Origin of the sequence: Curtobacterium sp. PhB136, assembly GCF_004346855.1 — a bacterium.
Classification (GTDB): domain Bacteria; phylum Actinomycetota; class Actinomycetes; order Actinomycetales; family Microbacteriaceae; genus Curtobacterium.
The window spans coordinates 332,210-352,920 of the sequence record NZ_SMGH01000004.1; the positions used below are offsets into that span (position 1 = coordinate 332,210).

Sequence of the window (20,711 nt, forward strand, 5' to 3'; positions counted from 1 at the left end):
GAGCCGCGTGCGGACTGCCCGGTGCAGGCCGCCGAACGATGGTCACCGAGGGGTGTCGGATCGACACAGCCCCAGTCGTGGGGGCTGGTCACGGGCTGCCCGATGTGCAGGACGCGTCACACACTCGAAACAAAATGTATACAAACGAGATCGCGGATCCATGATTGTATGCAATCAACCCCGCTCCTGAGCGCGATCCCACAAGGAACGCCACAGCCCCACCAGCATCAGGATCCCCATGTCCCCGATCAGCCCCCGACGCCGCCGCACCCTCCTCGCACTGCCGGCCGTCGTCATCGCAGCGACGCTCGCGCTCACGGCGTGCGTCCCCGTCCAACGCTCGAAGGCCGGCGGCACCACCGCGGGCACCGTCACCACCGCCGCCATCGGCGACCAGCAGGTCCAGGAGGGCGGCGACCTCGTGATGGCGCTCTCAGCCGAGCCGGACCGCCTCGACCCCACGACGTCCTCGTCGCTGTACACCCGGTACGTCATGGAGACGATGTGCCAGAAGCTCTACGACATCGACGCGGAGGGCACGATCGTGCCGATGCTCGCGACGTCGCTGCCGACGGTGACGGACGGCGGGAAGACCGTGACGTTCCCGGTCCGCACCGGTGTCCGGTTCGCCGACGGCACCCCGTTCGACGCAGCAGCGGTGGTCACGACGCTCGAGCGGAACCTGACCAAGGCCGACTCCAGCCGGAAGAGCGAGATGGGCCCGGTGACGGACGTCAGCGCGGTCGACGACCACACGGTCCGGCTCCGGTACGCCACACCGTTCGCCCCGATCACCGCGGCGCTCGCGGACCGCGCGGGCATGGTGATGTCGCCGGCGGCACTCGCGGACGAGGGCGACGACTTCGGGGACGCCCCGGTGTGCGTCGGCCCGTACAAGTTCGTGAAGCGCGTCCCGCAGACCTCGATCACGGTCGAGAAGGACCCGGAGTACTACGACCCCTCCTCCGCGCACTTCGACACGATCACGTACCGGATCATCACCGACGCGAGCATCCGGGCCGCGAACCTGAAGTCGGGCGACGTGCAGGTGGCGGACACGATCTCCACGCAGGACGTCGACGACCTGCGGACGCGGAAGGACCTGACCGTCCTGCGCACCGGGTCGCTCGGGTACCAGGGCATCACCGTGAACATCGGCAACCAGGACGGCGTCGGCACCGACCCGAAGCAGATCGACACGCCGCTCGCCGAGCGTGCCGACGTCCGCCGGGCGCTGTCGATGTCGATCAACCGCGCCGAACTCGTGCAGAGCGTCTTCCACGGCTGGGCCGACGTCGCCTGCTCCCCGGTGCCGAACACCAGCGTCTTCGCGAGCGACGCCAGCAAGGCCTGCCCCGCGTACGACCCCGACAAGGCGAAGCGGATCCTCGCGAAGGCGGGCGTGCAGCAGCCGTTCCCGATCGAGATGGAGGTGACGAACACCCCCGACACGGTCCGGTTCGCGCAGGCCCTGCAGTCGCAGGCCCGGGCGGGTGGGTTCGCGATCACGATCACCCCGGTGGAGTACACGACGCTCCTCGACGACCAGACGCGCGGTGACTTCCAGGCGCTCCAGCTCGGCTGGTCCGGACGCGTCGACCCGCACGGCAACATCGGCGGGTTCCTGAGCACGGGCGGCGGCAACAACTACGCCGGCTACAGCAACCCGGAGGTGGACGACCTGATCACCCGGGCCTCCCAGTCCACGGACGAACAGGAGCGCGCCGACCTGTACGGGCAGATGACGACCATCGTGCAGCGCGACGACCCGATCATCTACCTCTACCGGACCCGGAGCATCACCGGCGTCCGGGACGACATCGCGGGCGTCTCGACGTACGCGGACGGCGTGGTCCGGCTCAGCCAGGCTGCATTCGTGGAAGGCACGAGCAAGTGATCCGCTACGTCACGACCCGCATCTGGCAGTCGGCGATCACCCTGGTGCTCGCATCGATCGTCGTGTTCGTCGGGGTCCGACAGCTGCCGGGCGACCCAGCCCTGGCCCTGGCCGGCGAGGAGGCGAGCCCCGCCCGCCTGGCCGCGGTCCGCGAGCAGCTCGGCCTCGACGACTCGATCCTCGTGCAGTACTGGCGGTTCGTGGTCAACGCGCTGCACGGCGACTTCGGCCGCTCGACCCGTACCGGCACCCCGGTGACGGAGCTCATCGGCTCGACGCTGCCCGTCACGCTGTGGCTCGCGCTCTACGCGATCGTCGTCGCGGTGCTCGTCGGCGTCGCGCTCGGCACGATCGCCGAGCGGTACCGCGGGCGCTGGCCCGAGTGGATGGCGAACGCCGCCGCGCTCGTCGGCCTCAGCGTGCCGAACTTCTGGCTCGGCATCCTCGCGATCGTCTGGCTCGCGGCCGGCCTCGGCTGGTTCCCGGCCTCCGGGTACGTGTCGATGACGACGAACCCGCTGAGCGCGCTCTACCACCTGACCCTGCCCGCGCTGATCCTCGGGACGTCCCTGGCGGCCGTGATCATGCGGCAGACCCGGGCGTCGATGATCGAGACGATGAAGACGGACTTCGTCCGCACGGCCCGTGCGAAGGGCCTCGGCCGCGGTCGGGTGCTGTTCCGGTACGGCCTGCGGAACTCGATGATCGTCGTCGTCACGATCGTCGGCCTGCAGCTCGGCGGGCTCATCTCCGGAGCGGTCGTCACCGAGCGGATCTTCGCCCTGCCCGGGTTCGGCAAGCTGACGCTCGACTCGGTGTTCACCCGCGACTACCCGGTGATCCAGGCCGTCGTGCTCGTCATCACCGTCGGGTACGTCGTGATCAACCTGGCCGTGGACGTCCTGTACTCGGTCATCAACCCGAAGATCCGCGTGGGAGGCTCCCGATGACCGCCGTGACGACGAACTTCGACCTCGGCTCGAGCCGTGGCCGCGTCTGGAAGCAGGTCCGGGCGAACCGGCTCGGCCTGACCGGCGGCATCATGCTCGCGATCGTGGTGCTCGCCGCGCTCACGGCACCGCTCGTCGCGCCGCACGACCCCACGGAGACGCACTTCGACCTGCCGTTCCAGGTGCCGTTCACCGTCGGGTTCGGTCTGGGTACCGACGACCTCGGCCGCGACATCCTCTCCCGCACCCTCTACGGCGTGCAGGTCTCGCTCGTGGTCGGTGCGCTCTCGGTGCTCGTCGCCGTCGTGGTCGGCACCCCGCTCGGGCTGCTCGCCGGGTACTGGAAGTGGCTGGACGCGATCATCTCGCGGCTGACCGACGTCGCCCTGGCGTTCCCGTTCCTCATCATCGCCGTCGGGCTCGCCGCGATCAGCGGTCCGAGCCTGTCCAACGCGGTGATCGCGATCGGGGTCTCGCACGTCCCCGCGATGATCCGCATCGTCCGCGGTGAGACCCTGCGGATCACGAGTGCGGACTTCGTGACCAGTGCCAGGACCCTCGACGCCGGTGGTGCCCGGATCATCGCGCAGCACGTCCTGCCGAACTGCGTCTCCGCGATCATCGTGCAGGCGACGGTGATCATGCCCGTCGCGGTGATCGGCGAGGCGCTGCTGTCGTTCCTCGGCCTCGGCATCCAGCCGCCGACGCCGAGCCTCGGCATCATGCTCTCGGACGCGCAGCAGTACCTCGGCCAGGCGCCGTGGGCCGCGGTCGTCCCGGGCATCGCCATCGCCGTGATCTGCCTCGGCTTCAACCTCTTCGGGGACGCGCTCCGCGACGCCCTCGACCCGACCGCATCCGACCGGAAGTAACCGCATGAGCACCAACCCCGCGTTCGTCACCCCGAGTGCCGACACGACCCGCCCCGACCTCGCGGGCACCTTCGGGATGGCCGCGTCGACCCACTGGCTCGCCACGTCCACCGCCCAGGCCGTCCTGGAGCGCGGCGGGAACGCGTTCGACGCCGCCGTCGCGGGCGCCTTCGTCCTGCACGTCGTCGAACCGCACCTCAACGGCCCCGGCGGGGACATGACCGCGGTGTTCGCCACCGCCGAAGAGCAGGTCCCCACGGTCCTGACGGGCCAGGGCCCGGCACCGGCCGGAGCGACACCGTCGCACTTCCGCGCGGAGGGCCTCGACCTGGTCCCCGGTGCCGGGGCGCTCGCCGCCGCCGTCCCCGGAGCGGTCGACGGGTGGCTCCTCCTGCTCCGCGACCACGGCACGTGGGAACTCGGCGACGTGCTGTCCTTCGGCATCGGGTACGCCCGTGACGGCCACCCCGTCGCACCGCGCGTGGTCGCGACGATCGCGACGGTGCGGGGACTGTTCCAGGACCACTGGCCGTCCTCCGCGGACCGGTGGCTGCCGGGAGGCTCGGTGCCGGCCCCGGGGGACGTCATCCGGAACGAGACGTGGGCATCAGTGCTCGACCGCCTCGTCGACGCCGGCTCCGGCCGGCCCGACCGGGTGGCTCGGATCGACGCGGCTCGCGATGCGTGGGCCGAGGGGTTCGTCGCCGAGGCGATCGACCGCTTCGTCCGGTCCCCGCACCGCCACGCGTCGGGCACCGACCACGCCGGCGTCATCCGTGCCGAGGACATGGCCGCGTTCCGGGCGTCGTACGAGCCGGCGACGACCGCCGAGTTCCGTGGTCGCACGATCGCGAAGACCGGGCCGTGGGGCCAGGGGCCGGCACTGCTGCAGACCCTGCGGCTGCTCGAGCCGCTCGACGACGCCTTGCTCGACCCGTCCACCGTCGCGGGAGCGCACACGATCGTCGAGGCGCAGAAGCTCGCGCTCGCCGACCGCGAGGTGTACTACGGCGACGGCGACGTCCCGATGGACGAGCTGCTCTCCGACGCCTACACGGACGCCCGTCGTGCGCTGATCGGCGAGCGCGCCTCGCACGACCTCCGTCCGGGGTCGGTGTCCGTCGCACCCGGCGAGCTCCCGCCGCTCCGCGAGACGTACACGCCCCGGGGCGAACCGGTCGCCGGCGTCGGCGAGCCCACCGTCCCCGGTGCCCGCGGCGACGCGGTCGCGGGCACCGTGGAGGACCAGCCCGTCGCGGGCACCGAGAGGGACCAGCCCGTCGCGGGCGCCGAGAGGGACCAGCCCGTCGCCGTCCCCGCGGAGGACGATCCCCTGACCGAGGACCGCGGCGAGCCGATCGTGATGGAGACCGGCGAGACCCGTGGCGACACCTGCCACATCGACGTCGTCGACCGCTGGGGCAACATCGTCAGCGCGACACCGTCCGGTGGCTGGCTGCAGTCCTCGCCCACGATCCCCGAGCTCGGCTTCTGCCTCGGCACCCGCATGCAGATGACCTGGCTCGAGGAGGGCACCGCGTCGACGCTCCGCCCCGGTGAGCGCCCGCGCACCACGCTCACCCCGACGCTCGTGCTGCGCGACGGCGAGCCCGTCATGGCACTCGGGTCCCCGGGCGGCGACCAGCAGGACCAGTGGCAGCTGCTGTTCCTGCTCCGCACGATCGTCGGCGGGTACTCCCCGCAGCAGGCGATCGACGCACCCGCGCTGCACACCACGTCGTTCCCGGGGTCGTTCTGGCCCCGCACCTGGACCCCCGGCGGCGTCGTCGTCGAGGACCGGCTCGGCGACGACGTGATCGCCGGGCTGGAGGAGCTCGGCCACGTCGTCACCCGTGCGGGCGACTGGGCGCTCGGACGCCTGTCGTGCGTGACCCGCGACCCCGCCACCGGCGTGCTCGGTGCCGCCGCCAACCCGAGAGGAGCACAGGGCCATGCCACTGGACGCTGACCCCACGACCCCGCTGCTGTCCGTCCGCGACCTCCGCGTCGCCTTCGGCGGCCGGGAGGTCCTGCACGGTGTCGACCTCGACGTCCGGCGCGGTGAGCGCGTCGCGATCGTCGGGCAGTCCGGCTCCGGCAAGTCGACGCTCATCGCCGCGGTGCTCCGCCTGCTCCCCGGCGCCGGCGCGATCACCGGCGGGTCGATCCGCCTCGGCGACCTCGACGTCGCGAACGCCGACGAGACCGCGATGCGCCGGGTGCGTGGTGGCCGGATCGGGCTCGTGCCGCAGGACCCGTCGACGAACCTCAACCCGGCGATGCGGGTCGGCGCGCAGATCGCCGACACGCTCCGCGCCGGCGGGGTCCGCGGTCGCGCGGCGATCCGGCAGCGAGTCGTCGCGCTGATGACCGAGGCCGGCATCCCGGAGGCGGAGCGCCGGGCGGACCAGTACCCGCACGAGTTCTCCGGCGGGATGCGGCAGCGCATCCTCATCGCGATCGCCCTCGCCCGTCAGCCGGAGCTCCTCATCGCGGACGAGCCGACCAGCGCGCTCGACGTGACGGTGCAGCGGCAGATCCTCGACCACCTGCAGACGCTCGTCGACCAGCACGGCACCACGCTGCTGTTCGTGACGCACGACCTCGGGGTCGCCGCGGACCGGACCGACCGGGTGATCGTGATGCTCGACGGCGAGATCGTCGAGCAGGGTTCCCCGGAGACGATCCTCCGGGACCCGCAGCACGAGTACACGAAGCGCCTCATCGCCGCCGCGCCCGCGCTCTCCGGCCTGCCCCCGGAGCCGACCGACCCCGGGGAGCCGGTCCTCGTCGTGACCGACCTCGTGAAGGAGTACCGGCTCCGGGGCCGTGGGGCGGGGACCCTGCGGGCGTCCGACGGCGTCTCGTTCTCGGTCCGGCGCGGCACCACGACCGCGGTGGTCGGGGAGTCCGGGTCCGGCAAGACGACGGTCGCGCGCATCCTGCTCGGGCTCGAGGCACCGACCTCCGGCACCGCGCTGGTGGACGGGGCGTCGATCGGGACCGCACGCGGGGCCGAGCGGCGGGCCATCCGCCGACGGGTGCAGCCGGTGTTCCAGGACCCCTACGGCTCGCTCGACCCGACGTCGACGATCGAGCGGATCATCGACGAGCCGCTCCGGGTGTTCGGCATCGGCGACCGCGCGGCACGCACCGAGCGGGTGGCGACGCTGCTCGACCAGGTCGCGCTGCCCCGCTCGGCCGCGCAGCTCCGCCCGAACGAGCTCTCCGGCGGCCAGCGACAGCGCGTCGCGATCGCCCGGGCGCTCGCGCTCGAACCCGAGGTGCTCATCCTCGACGAGGCGGTGTCCGCACTCGACGTCCTCCTGCAGGAGCAGATCCTCGCCCTGCTCGACGACCTGCAGGACCGGCTCGGGCTGAGCTACCTGTTCATCACCCACGACCTCGGGGTGGTCCGCCGGATCGCGGACGACGTCGTGGTGATGCGCCGGGGCAAGGTCGTCGAGCGGGGTTCGGTGGCCGAGGTCTTCGACGCACCGCAGGAGCAGTACACGCGCGACCTGCTCGACGCGATCCCCGGGCGGGCGCTCGCGGAGCAGACCGCGTGAGCGAAGGCCCGCCCGTGAGACGCTGGTGCACGTGCTGAACGGTGCCGGAGTCCTCGACGCGATCCGCCGCGACATCGTGGCGGGCGAGCTGACGCCCGGCACCCGGGTGACCGAGGCGTTCCTGGCGGAGCGCTACGGCGTCTCCCGGGTGCCGGTGCGCGAGGCGCTCCGAGGCCTCGAGGGCGAGGGCTTCGTCGTGTCGCGGCCGAACGCCGGATCCCGGATCGCGGCGATCCCGTTCGACGAGGCCGACGACCTCTTCGCCGTCCGGGAAGCGCTCGAGATCGCCACCGCCCGCCGCGCCGCCGCACGCGCCCGCACCCTGTTCGACGGCGATGCCCCGCCGGAGGACTGGTGGCGGGTCCGTCGGGAGCTCGGCGAGGTGCTCGACGCCGGGGACGGCGCCGTCGACCGCGGCGAACTCGCGCTCCTGGTCGGCCTCAACGACCGCTTCCACTTCCTCGTCGCGGAGCTGTCCGGCAGCGCGACGCTCGCGACCCTGCTCCGGCAGCTCTCCCGGAAGATCGAGTGGCTCTACGCGATGGACACGTCCTCGCGCGGGAAGCGCCTGTGGCCGGAGCACCGGCGGATCCTCGGGGCGATCGACGCCGGGGACGCCGAGGCCGCGGCGGAGCAGATGGGCTGGCACGTCCGCGAGAGCCGGATCGGCTACGTCGCGCGGTCCTCCCCCGACCGTGCCGCGGAACTGCGCGTGAACGGCCCGGCGGTCTGAGACGGCTCAGGCCTGGGCTGCGCGGCGGAACCGGGACGGCGGCGATCCGAAGGCCTTCGTGAACGCCGCCGTGAACGCTGCGGGTGAGGCGTACCCGAGTCCGCTCGCGACCTCCGTCACGGTCGCGTCGCGGAGCGCCGGGAGGCTCGCCAGCAGTCGGGCGCGCGTGCGCCACGCCGCGGGTCCCACGCCCAGGGCCGCGCGGAACCGCCGGTCGAGGGTGCGTTCGCTGACCGCGGCGCTGCGCGCCCAGTCCGCGTTCGTCACGTGCACGTCCGGGTCCGCCAGGTAGGCGCGGCAGAGGTCGCGGAGGGCGCCCGCCGTCGGCAGCGCCACGGTCAGCGGGAGCGGCGCGACACGCTGCAGTTCCTGCAGGGCGAGCCGCAGCACGGCGCCGTCCCGGCCGTGGGGGTCGTACTCGAGCGGCAGGTCGAACGCGGCGCGGAGGAGTTCCCGGAGGAGCGGACCGACCTCGACCACCGTGCAGGAGGTCGGCCACCACGGCACCGCGTCCGGCTCGACGTAGAGGCTCCACGTGGTGACGTCGAGCATCCGGACCTTGTGCTCGACGCCGGGCGGGATGAGCACCGCCCGGTCGGTCGGCACGGTCCACGAGCCCTCGTCCGTCTCGACGAGCATCACGCCGCTCGCCCCGTAGAGGACCTGCGCCCGCCGGTGCGCGTGCCGAGCGAGCAGGAAGTCGGGCGGGTACTCGGTCCCGATGGGCAGCACGTCGCGTGACAGGTGGTCGTGCTCCTCGACCCGGACGTTGCGCACGCACCGAGGCTAACGCTCGAAGGTCTCGGGCCGAACATCGATTGCTCGCCGTGACCCACGACCGGTGGACTGGACCCATGACGTTCCTCGTGCTCACGCTCATCGGCCTGCTCGTCGGTCTCACCACCGTGCTGTTCGGCTTCGGCGGCGGGTTCGTGACGGTGCCCGTCATCACGGTCGCGGACGCGGCGATGGGCGGGGACGCGGTCCGGGTCGCGACGGCAACCTCCGCGCTCGTGATGCTCGTCAACGCCGCGGTCGCGACGGCGTCCACGCGCCGGGACGTGCTCGCACGGCTCCGCGGCCGGACCGGGCTCTTCGTGCTGCTCGTGCTCGGCGGGGCGCTCGGAGCGGCGGCGGCGCGGTTCGCTCCGGACGGGCTGCTCCGCTGGGGCTTCGTCGTCTACGTCGGCGCGACGATCGTGGACCTGCTCGTCCGGCCGGGCTTCCTCCGACCCGACGCCCTGGGGCCCGGGAGCAGGCCGGGTGGCGCCAGCGTGCGGACGGTGCTGGGCCTCCCGGTCGGTGTGGTCGCGGCCTTCCTCGGGGTCGGCGGCAGCGTGATGACCGTCCCGATGCTGCGGCGGGCCGGGGGGACCATGTCGGTGGCGACCGCCCTGGCGAACCCGCTGACCCTGGCGATCGCCGCGCCGGCGGTCCTCGTCACGATGCTCGTGCACGGAGCCGTCCCGGCGTGCCCCGGGCTCGTCGGGGCCGTCGACGTGCCCGCCGCCGCGGCGCTCCTGCTCGGCGCGATGCCGGTGATCGTGGCGCTGCGGCGACGCCCGCCGCGCATCCCGGAGGCAGTGCACGCGTGGGGGTACGTGCTGCTCCTGGGTGCGGCGGGCGTCGCGGTCGCCGTGGGGTGAGGTCAGGCGGAGGGGACGACCACCGCGCGACCGGAGAGCTCCCCGGCCTCGAGCTTGCGGTACGCCTCGAGCGCGTCGTCGAGCGAGTAGCGCTCGATGTCCGGGACGATCTGCCCCGCGCGGTACATCGCGACGACCTCGTGCAGGTCCGCGATCGTGCCCCAGTACGTGTTCGTGATCGTCGACTCGTACGGCGTCGAGAAGAAGTTCCACTCCGTCGTGCCGCCCGCGATGCCGACCACCGTGAAACGCCCACCGACGGCCATCGACGCCTGCGCGGTCGTGATGGTCGGCGTCGCCCCGACGAAGTCGAACGCCGCGTCGACGCCCTTGCCGCCGGTGATCTCCCGGATCGCCGCGACCTGGTCCGGCCCGCCGGGCACCGTGATCGCACCGCGCTCGGCGGCGCGAGCCATCGCCTCGGGCTTCATGTCCGTCGCGATGACGGTCGCACCGGTGAGGGCGGTGAGGATCTGGACGGCGATCTGGCCGAGCCCGCCGAGCCCGACGACGAGGGCGTACTTGCCGCCACCCGCCAGGTTCGGCAGCGAGTTCTTGATCGCGTGGTACGGCGTGAGCGCGGCGTCGCTGAGGGGCGCGGCCGCGATCGGGTCGGCGTCGCCGAGCGGCACGAGGTTGCGCGCGGGGACCGTGACGTACTCCGCCATGCCGCCGTCACGGCCGAGACCGATGCCCATGTACGGGTTCGTCGCGGCGTTCTCGCAGTAGGTGTCCTGCCCCTTCGAGCAATAGCTGCAGTGGCCGCAGCCGACCGGCCCGTAGACCAGGTAGGCGTCACCCTCGGTGAAGCCGGTGACCCCGTCGCCGACGGCCTCGACCCAGCCGGAGTTCTCGTGCCCGAGCGTGAAGGACGGGTCCTGCGCGCCGGGCTGGCCGGCCTGGAACTCGCGGTAGACGGCGACGTCCGAGTGGCACGCGCCGGCACCGGCGACCTTGAGGAGCACCTCCCCCGGGCCGGGCGTGGGCTTGGGGACGTCCTGCAGGGACGGGAACGTCTGGTACTGCTCGAACACGACGGCGCGCATGGCTGCCTCTCCTCCGTTGACGGGTGTTGACGGGGTCTGAACGACCTGTCGGGGCGTCGTGGTGGGGCGCGCGGCGTCGCGATCGGATCGTCTCGATCCGGAAATCAAGACTACACCTGTTGCCTATCCGGCCGGAAGGCGTGCAGTCGGCTTGTAGGCGTCCCACAGGGTCCGGTCGAAGCGGGCGCCGCGAGCTCGGGGCCGGCTGCAGACCATGCCCGACACGACGAGCCACCCGAGCGGCCCGGTGAGGACCAGCAGCAGGACCCAGAGCCCGGTGTGGTCGCGGTCGTGCAGGCGCCGCACGAGCAGCGACCACCGCGGGACCGCGGTGACCGCGAGCCCGAGCAGCACGACGACGTCCCACGGGTTCGGCGCGACGCGGGGCCCCTCGCCGTAGCCGAACTCGCCGCCGCGCGCCGGGTCACCGAACAACGAGAAGTGCACGGACGGCGAGGGCACGATCCCGAAGGGGTCGGCGTAGGCGTCCCACCGCCACGGAGTCCCCATCCAGACCGGGAGCCCCACGAACACCGCGACGACGAGCAGCTCGACCGCCATCGGCCAGAAGAACTCGGAGCGGCTCGCCCGCCCGTGGAACCGCCAGCCCTGCGTCCAGAACCGGACCAGGGCGATGACCGGCCCGGCGTCGCGGACCGCGCCGGGCGTGCGCACGCGGGCACGGAACGTCGTTGCTTCCCCCATGCCCCGACCCTACCGAGACTGCGTCTTCGCCGAGAGCCGGTTGCGAGAACGTGCGTTCTCCGATTGACTCGGACACGTCGGCCCACCCCGTGGCCGAACCCCCACACGAAAGGAGCGGCCATGCCCACGCGCACCGCACGCACTGCTTGGAACGGCGGCCTGAACGACGGCTCTGGCCAGGTCGAACTCTCCAGCTCGAAGGTCGGCACGTACGACGTCTCCTTCCCGAAGCGCGCCGCCGAGGACGCCGGTGGCACCACCAGCCCCGAGGAGCTCATCGCCGCAGCCCACTCCGCCTGCTACGCGATGCAGTTCTCCGCGGTCCTCGGTGAGGCCGGCGGCACCGTCGAGGCCCTCGACGTCAAGGCCGACGTCTCCCTCGGCCCGGACAGCGCCGGCGGGTTCAAGCTCACCGGCATCGCCCTCACCGTGCACGGCGAGGTCTCCGGCATCGACGAGGCGACCTTCCTCAAGGCCGCCGAGGACGCCAAGGCGACCTGCCCGGTCAGCAAGGCACTCACCGGGGTCGAGATCACGCTCGACGCGACCTTCGAGCAGTAGACGTCACCACCAGATCGGACGGGAGGCGCGGTGCCAGCTGGCACCGCGCCTCCCGTCCGTCATTCGGTGCCCCCGTCCGCCACTCGGTACGCTGACAGCCATGACGGTCCGACCGCGCCGCGCCTGGACGCACGCGACCCTGTGGCTCGGCCTGCTGGCCCTGGTGGTCGGCGTGGTCGTCGCCGCGACCGCACCACCGGCGTCCTTCGGCTGGTTCGCGTACGCCCCGCTGTCGGACTACGCCTTCGTCGCGGGATCGACGAACTGGCACTTCTGGACGGGCGTCGCCGTCGCCGTCCTCGGGGCGGTCGTCGCCGCGTTCGCGGCGGGGCGCCTCACCGTCCGTCGGTCCCGATGAGTCGGGCGTCGGCGGCAGCGAGCGCCGCACGCATCCGCTCGGCCTCACCCTCGGCCCAACTGCCGGAACTCGCCAGCGGGAGCTCGGTCATGAAGCGGCGCAGGTGTTCGGGGTACGCCCGGACGACCCGGTCGGGGTCGTCGAGCACGGTCCGGTAGAGGTCCGGGCCGTCGGCGTAGAACAGGTCGGTGACGACCAGCCGGCCGTCGCGGCCCCGCATGACGTTCGCCGGGTTGTCGTCGAGCGGCCCCCACCACGGCTGCTCGACCGCACCGCGCGCGTGCACGGCCGCGATGTGCGCGGCGAGCGCCGCGACGTCGGGCATCCGCGCCGCGATCGACCGGTGGAACGCGGCAGCCTCAGCCTCCCGAACCGGTTCGAGGTGCTCCATCAGCGTGAGGTCACCGCCACCCTCGAGCACGCGGTGCCCCAGCAGGAGCGGGACCTGACCGGTGGTCGCGGCCGACCGGTAGAGCGCTGCGGAGTACGGCGCGGCCGGGTCGAACGGGCTGATCCTGGCGACGGAACGGCCGTCAGGCGAGCGGAGCGCCCACGCCCAGTCGCCCGTCCCGCAGCGCGTCCAGCCGGCGTCTCGGAGGAGACGGTCGGCATCGACGTGCGTCGCGCCCGCAGGCAGGTCGCCGACGACGGCGAGGTCCGGATCAGGAGACGACAGCGGCATGCGCACCAGGCTAGGCGACGCGTTCAGCGCGCACCCGGACTCGGCTGGAGGCGGCAGGCACAATGGGCTGATGGCCGACCCGCTCCACCCTGCTCCCCGGACGGGCCGCCCTCCTCGTCCCCCACACCGCGCACGTGCCCGCAGCGTCGCGCAGCACGACCTCCGGGACATCCGCGCACGCCTCCGCGGCACGATCTACGAGCACGTCGAACCGGACCGGCAGACGGCGGCGCAGTACACCGCTGCGCAGATCGTCGACTTCTGTCTCGACCTGGCCGAGGTGATGCTCGCATCGGGCGCGGACACCCGCAGCGTCGAGATCGCCCTGGTCGCCGTGGCCACGAAGTGGAACCTGGCTCCGCTGGAACTCGACTTCACGGGGAGCTCCGTGACGATCCAGTACGCGCCGTCGGATGCCCCGATGCTCGTCAAGATGCGCACGGTGCGCTCCGACGGCTCGGACCTGAACCGGCTGGCGTGGGCGAACCAGATCGTCGACGACGTCATCCACGACGAACGCGACATGACCTCGGCGGTGAGCGCGCTCGTCGCGGTGCTGCGGATGCCCTCCCGCTGGCCCACCTGGACGGCCGACGTCGGGTTGTCGATCCTCGGGACGTCGATCGCGATGCAGGCCGGCGGTGGATGGCGTGCCGGCGTCGGCGCGTTCGTGCTGATGCTCGGCATCATCGTCTCCGGGCGATGGCTGACCGGCCGCGGCTACCCGCAGTTCTTCGTCTCCGGGGCACAGGGCGCCGTGGCGTCGGCGCTCGGCACCCTGGCGATCGGCGTCGGGGTCCTGCACCCGGGCGGCGCGGCCACGATGGTCGCCGCCCTCGTCGTGCTGCTGCTCCCGCACCCGTCACTCGTGACGTGGGCGCAGGACGCGATCTCGGGGTTCCGGGCGATGGCCGTCGCGCGCGCCTTCTACATCGGGCTGATCATCGCGGCGATCGTCGTCGGGGTACCGGCCGGCATCGCGCTGACGAAGTGGCTCCACCTCGAGGTGGACCCGTCCGGCATCGTCACGCAGACGCTGCCGCTCTGGGCGTCGCTCTCGCTGACGGTGGTGTCGGCGGGGGCGAACTGCTTCGTGCAACAGGCGAGCGCCCGGGTCATCCCCGTCGCGGTGGTGTTCTCGGTCGCCGCGGGGGCAGCACTCTGGGGGCTGCGGCAGCTCGGGTTCCCGCTGCTCGGTGCGACGTTCGTCGCCGCGGTCCTGCTCGGCGTGCTCTCGACCTACGCGGCCGTGCGGATGCGGACCGCCGTCGCTGCGATCGCGGTGCCGGCGTTCTGCGGGGCACTGCTCCCCGGTGTCGCCGTGTCGAACGCGCTCCTGAACTTCATGTCCGGCACGTCGAGTGCGGCGCTCGACTTCGTCGCCGCGGTGTCGGTGGCACTCGCGATCGGCGCGGGGCTCGTGCTCGGCGGGCTCTTCGCGACGCCGGGTGCCCGACGTGCGCTCCGCCGGTCGCGCCGGGTGGTGGTGCACTCGGTCCACAACGACACGACGGCCATCCGCGTGATCCGCGACACCGGGTACGACCCGGGCAACGGGACGGTGCCGCGGCTCCCCCGCACGCCCTGAGCGCGTGGCTAGATGTCCCAGCCGTCGTCGGACCACGTGGACAGGCGACGAGCGGCCTGCGGCTCGTACCGCTCCATCCACCCGCGCTCGAGCCGCGCGACCGCACGGTCGAACGCCGGCACGAGGTCGAGGTCCGCGCGCAGCAGCGCCTGGAGCTGCAACCCCTCGTACAGCGCGATGAGCTGTTCGGCACCGCGGCGGGGTTCCATCGTGTGCGGCGCCCGCCCGACGGCGATGTCGTGCTCGAGCCCGCGCTTGATCTGGGAGAAGAAGAGCTGGTAGCGGGACCGGAGGTACGAGGACATCGGGTGCGCGGGGTTCCCCGAGACCGAGAGCAGCGCCACCAGGAGCCGCATCAGCGCCGGGTCCTCGGCGTTCGAGGCGACGATCGCGCGGAGCAGCTGCACGGTGCTGCCGTTGCCGACGACGCGCGTGACCTCGTCCATCCGTCCGCCGTTCCAGCGGTCGAGCGCGGCGAGCACGAGGCCGTCCCACGACGGGAAGTGCTGGCGGAGCTCGTGGACGGTGATGTCGAGGCGTTCGGCGACGGCCTCGGGCCGGGCCTCGTGGAAGGGCACGTCGTGGAGCAGGTCGACGGTCGCGCCGACGATCGTGATCCGCAGGTGCAGGGTCGCGGCTGCTGCCGCTGCTGCCGCGGTGTCCGCGCTGGTGTCCTCGAGCATCCTGCCCTCCGTCTGCGCACGTCCTGTCCGCAGGTTCATCCAAACGTGTCGAGCGGCGGAACAGAATCCCCGGTCCGGGTGTCGGCATGATGGGGGACACGGGCCCGGGGCCGGTCTTCCTGGCGTGTTCCCGGCATGGTGTGTGACGATGCGGCGATGACCCCGAACGACCCCACTGCGCAGGGACTGGCGACCATGGCGTCCGCCGGCTTCGAGTTCGGCGGTGACCCCGACCAGGTCGCGCACGACGTCCGGACGATGTGGGAGCAACTCGGTCGACCGCCGGGCGCGTTCGACGCCGCGGCCCAGGCGATCGCGGTGTTGCCGCAGCGGCCGGAGGTCCCGATCGCCGACCAGGCACGGCGCCGGCAGCTCGAGCGCGCATTCGGCATCAACCCCGTCGAGGTCGAACTGGCTGCTGCGCTGTCCGCGCGGGAGCTCCTCGAGCGTCTGGCTCGGAGCTGTTCCGTCGGCTAGATCTGCCGCACGTGTTGCGTAATGCAGGGTAGGTGAGGCTACCCTTACCGAGTGGTCGATCTCGATGCCCGTGCAGTCACGGTGGCGTACCAGGGCGATGCCGTCGTGCACGGCGCGTCCCTCGAGCTCGTCGCCGGCCGTGTGACCGCGCTCGTCGGCCCGAACGGCTCGGGCAAGTCGACGCTGCTCCGGACGATCGCCCGGCTCCAGCCCGCGCGGTCCGGTTCGGTGGCGCTGCGCACCGACGACGACACCGTCGACGGGCTCGCCCTCTCCCCCAAGGCGTTCGCGAAGCAGGTCGCGCTCCTCACCCAGGGCCGACCGACCCCCGGCGGCCTGCGCATCCGCGACGTGGTGGCGTTCGGCCGGCACCCGTACCGGTCCCGGTTCGGCGGCACCGACCCCGACGGCGCCGCGGTCGTCGAGCACGCCCTCGACGTCACCGGGCTCAGCGACCTCGCCGACCGCCACGTCGACCAGCTCTCCGGTGGACAGCTGCAGCGCGTCTGGCTGGCGAGCTGCCTGGCGCAGCAGACCGGTGTGCTGCTCCTCGACGAACCGACCACGTACCTCGACCTCCGCTACCAGGTGGAGCTGCTCGACCTGATCCGCGACCTCGCCGACGAGCGCGGCATCGCCGTCGGTGTCGTCCTCCACGACCTCGACCAGGCCGCCGCCGTGGCGGACCGCGTCGTGCTCCTCGAAGCGGGTGTGGTCGTCGCCGACGGCACCCCGTCCGAGGTGTTCACGTCCGCGGGGCTCTCCGCCGTCTACGGCATCCGCATCGACGTCGACCACGACCCCTCGACCGGACGGCTGCGCACCCGCGCCGTCGGCCGGCACCACACCCGCACCGAAAGGCTCCACAGCAGCTCATGAAGCGTCTCCTCTCCGCCACCGCGATCGCGGCCACCGCCCTGATCGCCCTGACCGCCTGCGGGTCGACCCAGTCGGCGTCCGACGCGTCGTCATCGGGCTCGAAGATCACCATCACCGACGCCACCGGCACGAAGGTGACGCTCGACGGCCCCGCGGAGAAGGTCGTCGGCACGGAGTGGAACGTGGTCGAGGACCTCGAGACCCTCGGTGTCGCCCCCGTCGGCGTCGCGGACGTCAAGGGCTACGGGAACTACGACTCCGCCGTCCCGCTCACCGGCGACCCGAAGGACATCGGCACGCGCGGTGAGCCGAGCACCGACACCATCGCCGCCCTCGCGCCGGACCTCATCGTCGCGACGAACGACCTCAAGGCGTCGGTCGTCAAGCAGCTCCGGAAGATCGCCCCGACGATCGTCGTCGCCTCCGCGGACGGCAAGGACCAGCTCGGCACCATGCATGACACGCTCGACATGATCGCGAAGGCGACGGGGACCGCCGCCGAGGCGAAGACCGTCTGGTCCGGGTTCGAGGACAAGCTCGCCGCGGGCAAGAAGGAGCTCGCCGACGCGGGCAAGGCCGGCACGACGGTCGCGATGGCCGACGGGTACGAGCTCTCGAACCAGGTCACGATCCGTCCGTACACGTCGACCTCGGCACTCGGGACCGTGAACGAGCGACTCGGGCTCGAGAACGCCTGGGACGTCGACGGTGACGCCGCGTACGGCCTCGGGTCGACCGACGTCGAGGGCCTGACGAAGCTCGGCGCCGACACGCAGTTCCTCTACATCGCGAACAAGGCCGACGGCAACGACGTGTTCGCCGACTCGCTCGCGTCGAACGACGTCTGGAAGTCGCTGCCCTTCGTCGAGGCCGGCAACGTGCACCGCCTCACCGACGGCATCTGGATGTTCGGCGGCCCCGGTTCCATGGAGGCGTACATCGACGCCACCGTCGCCGCGATCACGAAGTAACGGGTGATCGACACCCTGGCACCCGAGCGGGCCGACCGGCGTTCCGACGTCGGTCGGCCCTCCGGCCGTGGGCGGCGCGTCTCCCTGGGCCTCGGCGTGCTCCTCGCCGGTGTCGTCGTGGTCGTCCTCCTCGCCGCGATCGACGTCACGCAGGGAACGGCCCACGTCGGGGCCGCCGCGGTCTGGAAGGCGATCACCGGGCAGGCGGACGGCACCGACGCGTCGGTCGTCATCGCGTCCCGGCTGCCGCGCATGGTCGCGGGTCTCCTCGTCGGTGCGTCGCTCGGGATCGCGGGCGCGGCGATGCAGGCCGTCACCCGGAACGTGCTCGCGGCGCCGGACACCCTCGCCGTGAACGCCGGCGCCTACCTCGCGCTCGGGGTCGCCACCGTCTCCGGTGTGGGCTTCGGCGTCCTCGCGCAGTCCGGCATCGCCTTCGCCGGCGGACTCGGGGCGGCTGCGCTCGTCCTCGCGCTGTCCGGGCTGGGCAACGGGACGGTGCGCCTGGTGCTGGCGGGCTCTGCGCTCGCGCTCGGGCTCGGTGCGGTCACGAACGCCCTCATCCTGCTGTTCCCCCAGCAGACGCAGGGCATGTACGCGTGGAGCCAGGGTGGCATCGCGCAGAACGGGTTCGCCGGTGTCGCGCAGATGCTGCCGTTCCTGGTGGTCGGCGTCGGGGGCTTCGTCCTCGTGTCCCGACGGGTCGACGCCCTGGCGCTCGGCGACGACGCGGCGCGGGGACTCGGTGTCCCGGTCCGCGGCACCCGGGTCGTCGCGATCGTCCTCGCGGTCCTGCTCTCCGCCGCTGCCGTCACGATCGCCGGCCCGATCGGCTTCGTCGGCCTCTGCGCACCGGCGCTCGTCCGTCCCCTCGCCCGCCGCTTCCCGACCATGCACCGCTCGTGGGCGGCGTTCCCGGTCGCGGGGCTCGTCGGCGCGGGCATCGTGCTGGCGTCGGACGTGCTGCTCCGCGCGTTCGTCACCGGTGACACCGCCACGGCCGTCCCCACCGGGATCGTGACGAGCGTCGTCGGCGCGGTGTTCCTCGTCGTGATGGCGATCCGCACCCGCGACTCGGGCCAGACGGGTCAGCTCGAGGGGTCCCGGGTCCCCGGCCGCTGGACGGTGCTCGTCGTGACGCTGTCCCTGGCCGCGGTGCTCGTCGGGGTGGTGATCGCGTCCGTGCTCCTCGGGGACGCGAAGCTGCTGCTCGGCGACGTGACGAACTGGCTGACCGGCCGGGCGAACCAGGCGATCTCGTTCATCCTGGACACCCGGGTGCCGCGGGTCCTCGCCGCGCTCCTCGCCGGCGCGGCGCTCGCACTCGCCGGCACGATCGTGCAGGCCGTCACCCGGAACCCCCTCGCCGATCCCGGAGTCCTCGGTGTCTCGAGCGGAGCGGGACTCGGTGCGGTCGTGATGGTGACCGCGCTGCCGGTGGTGGGCTCCTGGACGATGGCCGGCGGTGCGTTCCTCGGTGCGACCCTGGCGGCGGCGATCGTCTTCGGCCTCTCCGCACGCGGCGGGTTCCGGCAGGACCGGCTGGTGCTCGTCGGGATCGGCGTCTCGTCCGGCCTCACCGCGATGATCAGCCTGGTCATCGTGCTCACGGACCCGTTCAACGCGACGAAGGCGCTGACCTGGCTGTCCGGTTCGACCTACGGTCGCACGTGGTCGGACTGCGTGCCGGTGGCGGTCGTCCTCGTGCTGGCGCTCGTCGCGGTCATCGCCCGCCGTCGGGAGCTCGACCTGGTGTCCCTGGACGAGGACACCCCGCGACTCCTCGGCGTCCGGCTGTCCCGTGCCCGCCTCGGCTTCCTCGCCGTGTCGGTGGTGCTCACCGCGACGGCGATCGCCGCCGTCGGGACGATCGGATTCGTCGGGCTCGTCGCACCGCACGCGGCCCGGGCGCTCGTCGGCCGGAAGCACGCGGCCGTGGTCCCGGTCGCCGTGATGCTCGGCGCGGTGCTCGTGTGCGCCGGCGACGTCGTCGGCCGCACGGTCATCGCGCCCGCCCAGCTCGGCGCCGGCATCCTGACCGCCGCGATCGGCACGCCGTACTTCATCTGGCTGTTGGTCCGCACGCCGCGCACCGCGCGCTGAGCACCGCGCACAGCGGCCCCGGCGCGCGGCGCGCTACGGCGTCGGCATGCCGCCGTCGACGTGCAGCGTCTCGCCGACGACGTACGACGACTCGCCACTGGCGAGGAACACGTACGCCGGCGCGAGCTCGGCGGGCTGGCCCCAGCGGCCGAGGTAGGTCTGCTCCCCGGCGGACGGCAGCGCCTCCGGCGGCTGACCACCGGCCGGCTGCAGCGGCGTCCAGATCGGCCCGGGCGCGACCGCGTTGACGCGGATGCCCTTCGGCGCGAGCTGGGCCGCGAGCCCCTTCGCCAGGTTGTTCACGGTCGCCTTCGTGGCCGCGTAGTGCACCAGGTGCGGGGACGGCGCGTACGCCTGGATCGAGGTCGTGTTGATGATCGTCGAGCCCGGCTGCAGGTGCGGCACCGCGGCCTTGGTGATCCGGAACGTCGCGTAGGCGTTCGTCTTGAAGGTCTCGTCGAACTCCTCGTCGGAGATGTCCACGATCGAGGAGACGTTCTGCTGCTTGCCGGCGTTGTTCACGAGGATGTCGAGCCCGCCGAGCTCACGGACGGCGGTCGCGACGAGCTCCTCGCAGAACTCGAGCGAGGTGATGTCTCCGGGGATCGCGACGGCCTTGCGTCCGGCCGCCTCGATCAGGGAGACGATCCGGTCGGCGTCCTCCTGCTCCTCGGGCAGGTACCCGATGGCGACGTCGGCACCCTCGCGGGCGTAGGCGATCGCCACGGCGGCCCCGATGCCGGAGTCGCCGCCGGTGACGAGTGCCTTGCGGCCCGCGAGTCGGCCGGAGCCGCGGTAGGTGTCCTCGCCGTGGTCGGCCGGCACGTTCTGCGCCATCTCCGCGTCCGTCCCGGCGCCCTCGAGGTACTGCTCGTCGGGCTGCTTGTCGGCGTAGAGCTTCGTCGGGTCCTGCATCGTGTACTGGTCGATCTGCTGGTCCGTCATGCCCTCGACGGTACGCAGGGCGTCCCCCGGTTGCGTTCAGGAGACT

General features: G+C 72.5%; 20 protein-coding genes. 14 read left to right on the forward strand and 6 right to left on the reverse strand.

Annotated features, from left to right (window positions below; genetic code table 11):
• Window positions 1-238: 238 nt before the first annotated feature.
• The 6 genes from EDF27_RS01620 to EDF27_RS01645 all read left to right on the forward strand — a co-directional run bounded on the left by EDF27_RS01620 (window position 239) and on the right by EDF27_RS01645 (window position 8,021).
• On the forward strand, window positions 239-1,897 hold the full coding sequence (locus EDF27_RS01620; RefSeq protein ID WP_132046918.1) for an ABC transporter substrate-binding protein: 1,659 nt from the start codon (window positions 239-241) through the stop codon (window positions 1,895-1,897).
• Window positions 1,894-2,847, forward strand: a complete 954-nt coding sequence (locus EDF27_RS01625; RefSeq protein ID WP_123655371.1) for an ABC transporter permease — start codon at window positions 1,894-1,896, stop codon at window positions 2,845-2,847. Before EDF27_RS01620 ends, EDF27_RS01625 begins: the two co-directional genes overlap by 4 nt.
• On the forward strand, window positions 2,844-3,719 hold the full coding sequence (locus tag EDF27_RS01630; RefSeq protein WP_123655370.1) for an ABC transporter permease: 876 nt from the start codon (window positions 2,844-2,846) through the stop codon (window positions 3,717-3,719). Before EDF27_RS01625 ends, EDF27_RS01630 begins: the two co-directional genes overlap by 4 nt.
• Window positions 3,720-3,795: 76 nt before the next feature.
• A complete protein-coding gene (locus EDF27_RS01635; RefSeq protein ID WP_132047767.1) occupies window positions 3,796-5,688 on the forward strand; it encodes a gamma-glutamyltransferase in 1,893 nt (630 codons plus the stop codon).
• Entirely contained in the window at window positions 5,672-7,288 is a 1,617-nt protein-coding gene (locus tag EDF27_RS01640) for an ABC transporter ATP-binding protein (protein WP_132046920.1), read from the forward strand. Before EDF27_RS01635 ends, EDF27_RS01640 begins: the two co-directional genes overlap by 17 nt.
• 31 nt (window positions 7,289-7,319) lie before the next feature.
• Window positions 7,320-8,021 (forward strand): GntR family transcriptional regulator, encoded by a 702-nt coding sequence (locus EDF27_RS01645; protein ID WP_243698172.1) that lies wholly within the window; start codon window positions 7,320-7,322, stop codon window positions 8,019-8,021.
• A gap of 6 nt (window positions 8,022-8,027) precedes the next feature.
• Here the strand turns inward: EDF27_RS01645 and EDF27_RS01650 are convergent, their stop codons facing one another.
• Window positions 8,028-8,798: a helix-turn-helix transcriptional regulator gene (locus EDF27_RS01650; protein ID WP_132046922.1), complete on the reverse strand. Its 771-nt coding sequence runs from the start codon at window positions 8,796-8,798 to the stop codon at window positions 8,028-8,030.
• A 77-nt stretch (window positions 8,799-8,875) separates the two neighbouring features.
• On the opposite strand from EDF27_RS01650, the gene EDF27_RS01655 reads away from it, so the two are divergent.
• Window positions 8,876-9,667, forward strand: a complete 792-nt coding sequence (locus EDF27_RS01655) for a sulfite exporter TauE/SafE family protein (protein WP_123701199.1) — start codon at window positions 8,876-8,878, stop codon at window positions 9,665-9,667.
• A gap of 2 nt (window positions 9,668-9,669) precedes the next feature.
• Here the strand turns inward: EDF27_RS01655 and EDF27_RS01660 are convergent, their stop codons facing one another.
• The gene (locus tag EDF27_RS01660) at window positions 9,670-10,713 is read right to left on the reverse strand and encodes an NAD(P)-dependent alcohol dehydrogenase (protein WP_132046924.1); all 1,044 of its coding nucleotides are present in this window, start codon (window positions 10,711-10,713) and stop codon (window positions 9,670-9,672) included.
• Between the two features lie 123 nt (window positions 10,714-10,836).
• Window positions 10,837-11,418 carry a DUF805 domain-containing protein gene (locus tag EDF27_RS01665; protein ID WP_132046926.1) on the reverse strand — a complete coding sequence of 194 codons (582 nt, stop codon included), beginning with the start codon at window positions 11,416-11,418 and terminating at the stop codon, window positions 10,837-10,839.
• Between the two features lie 120 nt (window positions 11,419-11,538).
• Between EDF27_RS01665 and EDF27_RS01670 the strand changes: the two genes are divergently transcribed.
• Both EDF27_RS01670 and EDF27_RS01675 read left to right on the forward strand, forming a co-directional pair.
• Window positions 11,539-11,979, forward strand: a complete 441-nt coding sequence (locus tag EDF27_RS01670) for an OsmC family protein (RefSeq protein WP_123655363.1) — start codon at window positions 11,539-11,541, stop codon at window positions 11,977-11,979.
• Window positions 11,980-12,079: 100 nt separating this feature from the next.
• The gene (locus tag EDF27_RS01675) at window positions 12,080-12,337 is read left to right on the forward strand and encodes a hypothetical protein (RefSeq protein WP_123701197.1); all 258 of its coding nucleotides are present in this window, start codon (window positions 12,080-12,082) and stop codon (window positions 12,335-12,337) included.
• Here the strand turns inward: EDF27_RS01675 and EDF27_RS01680 are convergent.
• Window positions 12,315-13,019, reverse strand: coding sequence for a hypothetical protein (locus tag EDF27_RS01680; protein WP_123701196.1), 705 nt, complete (start codon window positions 13,017-13,019; stop codon window positions 12,315-12,317). The genes EDF27_RS01675 and EDF27_RS01680 overlap by 23 nt on opposite strands.
• A gap of 70 nt (window positions 13,020-13,089) precedes the next feature.
• Between EDF27_RS01680 and EDF27_RS01685 the strand changes: the two genes are divergently transcribed.
• Window positions 13,090-14,607, forward strand: coding sequence for a threonine/serine exporter family protein (locus EDF27_RS01685; RefSeq protein ID WP_123655360.1), 1,518 nt, complete (start codon window positions 13,090-13,092; stop codon window positions 14,605-14,607).
• An 8-nt stretch (window positions 14,608-14,615) separates the two neighbouring features.
• Here EDF27_RS01685 and EDF27_RS01690 read toward each other — a convergent pair whose 3' ends face one another.
• Window positions 14,616-15,290 carry a hypothetical protein gene (locus tag EDF27_RS01690; RefSeq protein ID WP_123655359.1) on the reverse strand — a complete coding sequence of 225 codons (675 nt, stop codon included), beginning with the start codon at window positions 15,288-15,290 and terminating at the stop codon, window positions 14,616-14,618.
• Window positions 15,291-15,446: 156 nt separating this feature from the next.
• Between EDF27_RS01690 and EDF27_RS01695 the strand changes: the two genes are divergently transcribed.
• From EDF27_RS01695 to EDF27_RS01710, 4 genes are read left to right on the forward strand one after another with little or no spacing between them, the layout of a single operon-like run.
• Entirely contained in the window at window positions 15,447-15,767 is a 321-nt protein-coding gene (locus EDF27_RS01695; protein ID WP_123655358.1) for a hypothetical protein, read from the forward strand.
• Between the two features lie 51 nt (window positions 15,768-15,818).
• Window positions 15,819-16,646, forward strand: a complete 828-nt coding sequence (locus tag EDF27_RS01700; RefSeq protein ID WP_132046928.1) for an ABC transporter ATP-binding protein — start codon at window positions 15,819-15,821, stop codon at window positions 16,644-16,646.
• Window positions 16,643-17,617: an iron-siderophore ABC transporter substrate-binding protein gene (locus EDF27_RS01705; RefSeq protein WP_132046930.1), complete on the forward strand. Its 975-nt coding sequence runs from the start codon at window positions 16,643-16,645 to the stop codon at window positions 17,615-17,617. Before EDF27_RS01700 ends, EDF27_RS01705 begins: the two co-directional genes overlap by 4 nt.
• Window positions 17,618-17,620: 3 nt before the next feature.
• Window positions 17,621-19,720 carry an iron ABC transporter permease gene (locus tag EDF27_RS01710; RefSeq protein ID WP_279433163.1) on the forward strand — a complete coding sequence of 700 codons (2,100 nt, stop codon included), beginning with the start codon at window positions 17,621-17,623 and terminating at the stop codon, window positions 19,718-19,720.
• Window positions 19,721-19,753: 33 nt separating this feature from the next.
• Here EDF27_RS01710 and EDF27_RS01715 read toward each other — a convergent pair whose 3' ends face one another.
• Window positions 19,754-20,665, reverse strand: a complete 912-nt coding sequence (locus EDF27_RS01715) for an SDR family oxidoreductase (protein WP_123701194.1) — start codon at window positions 20,663-20,665, stop codon at window positions 19,754-19,756.
• Between the last annotated feature and the right edge of the window lie 46 nt (window positions 20,666-20,711).

Coding starts and splice junctions, on each gene's coding strand:
- EDF27_RS01620 (WP_132046918.1), top strand. CDS start 239: ATGTCCCCGATCAGCCCCCGACGCCGCCGCACCCTCCTCGCACTGCCG.
- EDF27_RS01630 (WP_123655370.1), top strand. CDS start 2,844: ATGACCGCCGTGACGACGAACTTCGACCTCGGCTCGAGCCGTGGCCGC.
- EDF27_RS01635 (WP_132047767.1), top strand. CDS start 3,796: ATGGCCGCGTCGACCCACTGGCTCGCCACGTCCACCGCCCAGGCCGTC.
- EDF27_RS01640 (WP_132046920.1), top strand. CDS start 5,672: ATGCCACTGGACGCTGACCCCACGACCCCGCTGCTGTCCGTCCGCGAC.
- EDF27_RS01655 (WP_123701199.1), top strand. CDS start 8,876: ATGACGTTCCTCGTGCTCACGCTCATCGGCCTGCTCGTCGGTCTCACC.
- EDF27_RS01660 (WP_132046924.1), bottom strand. CDS start 10,713: ATGCGCGCCGTCGTGTTCGAGCAGTACCAGACGTTCCCGTCCCTGCAG.
- EDF27_RS01665 (WP_132046926.1), bottom strand. CDS start 11,418: ATGGGGGAAGCAACGACGTTCCGTGCCCGCGTGCGCACGCCCGGCGCG.
- EDF27_RS01670 (WP_123655363.1), top strand. CDS start 11,539: ATGCCCACGCGCACCGCACGCACTGCTTGGAACGGCGGCCTGAACGAC.
- EDF27_RS01675 (WP_123701197.1), top strand. CDS start 12,080: ATGACGGTCCGACCGCGCCGCGCCTGGACGCACGCGACCCTGTGGCTC.
- EDF27_RS01680 (WP_123701196.1), bottom strand. CDS start 13,019: ATGCCGCTGTCGTCTCCTGATCCGGACCTCGCCGTCGTCGGCGACCTG.
- EDF27_RS01685 (WP_123655360.1), top strand. CDS start 13,090: ATGGCCGACCCGCTCCACCCTGCTCCCCGGACGGGCCGCCCTCCTCGT.
- EDF27_RS01690 (WP_123655359.1), bottom strand. CDS start 15,290: ATGCTCGAGGACACCAGCGCGGACACCGCGGCAGCAGCGGCAGCAGCC.
- EDF27_RS01695 (WP_123655358.1), top strand. CDS start 15,447: ATGACCCCGAACGACCCCACTGCGCAGGGACTGGCGACCATGGCGTCC.
- EDF27_RS01705 (WP_132046930.1), top strand. CDS start 16,643: ATGAAGCGTCTCCTCTCCGCCACCGCGATCGCGGCCACCGCCCTGATC.
- EDF27_RS01715 (WP_123701194.1), bottom strand. CDS start 20,665: ATGACGGACCAGCAGATCGACCAGTACACGATGCAGGACCCGACGAAG.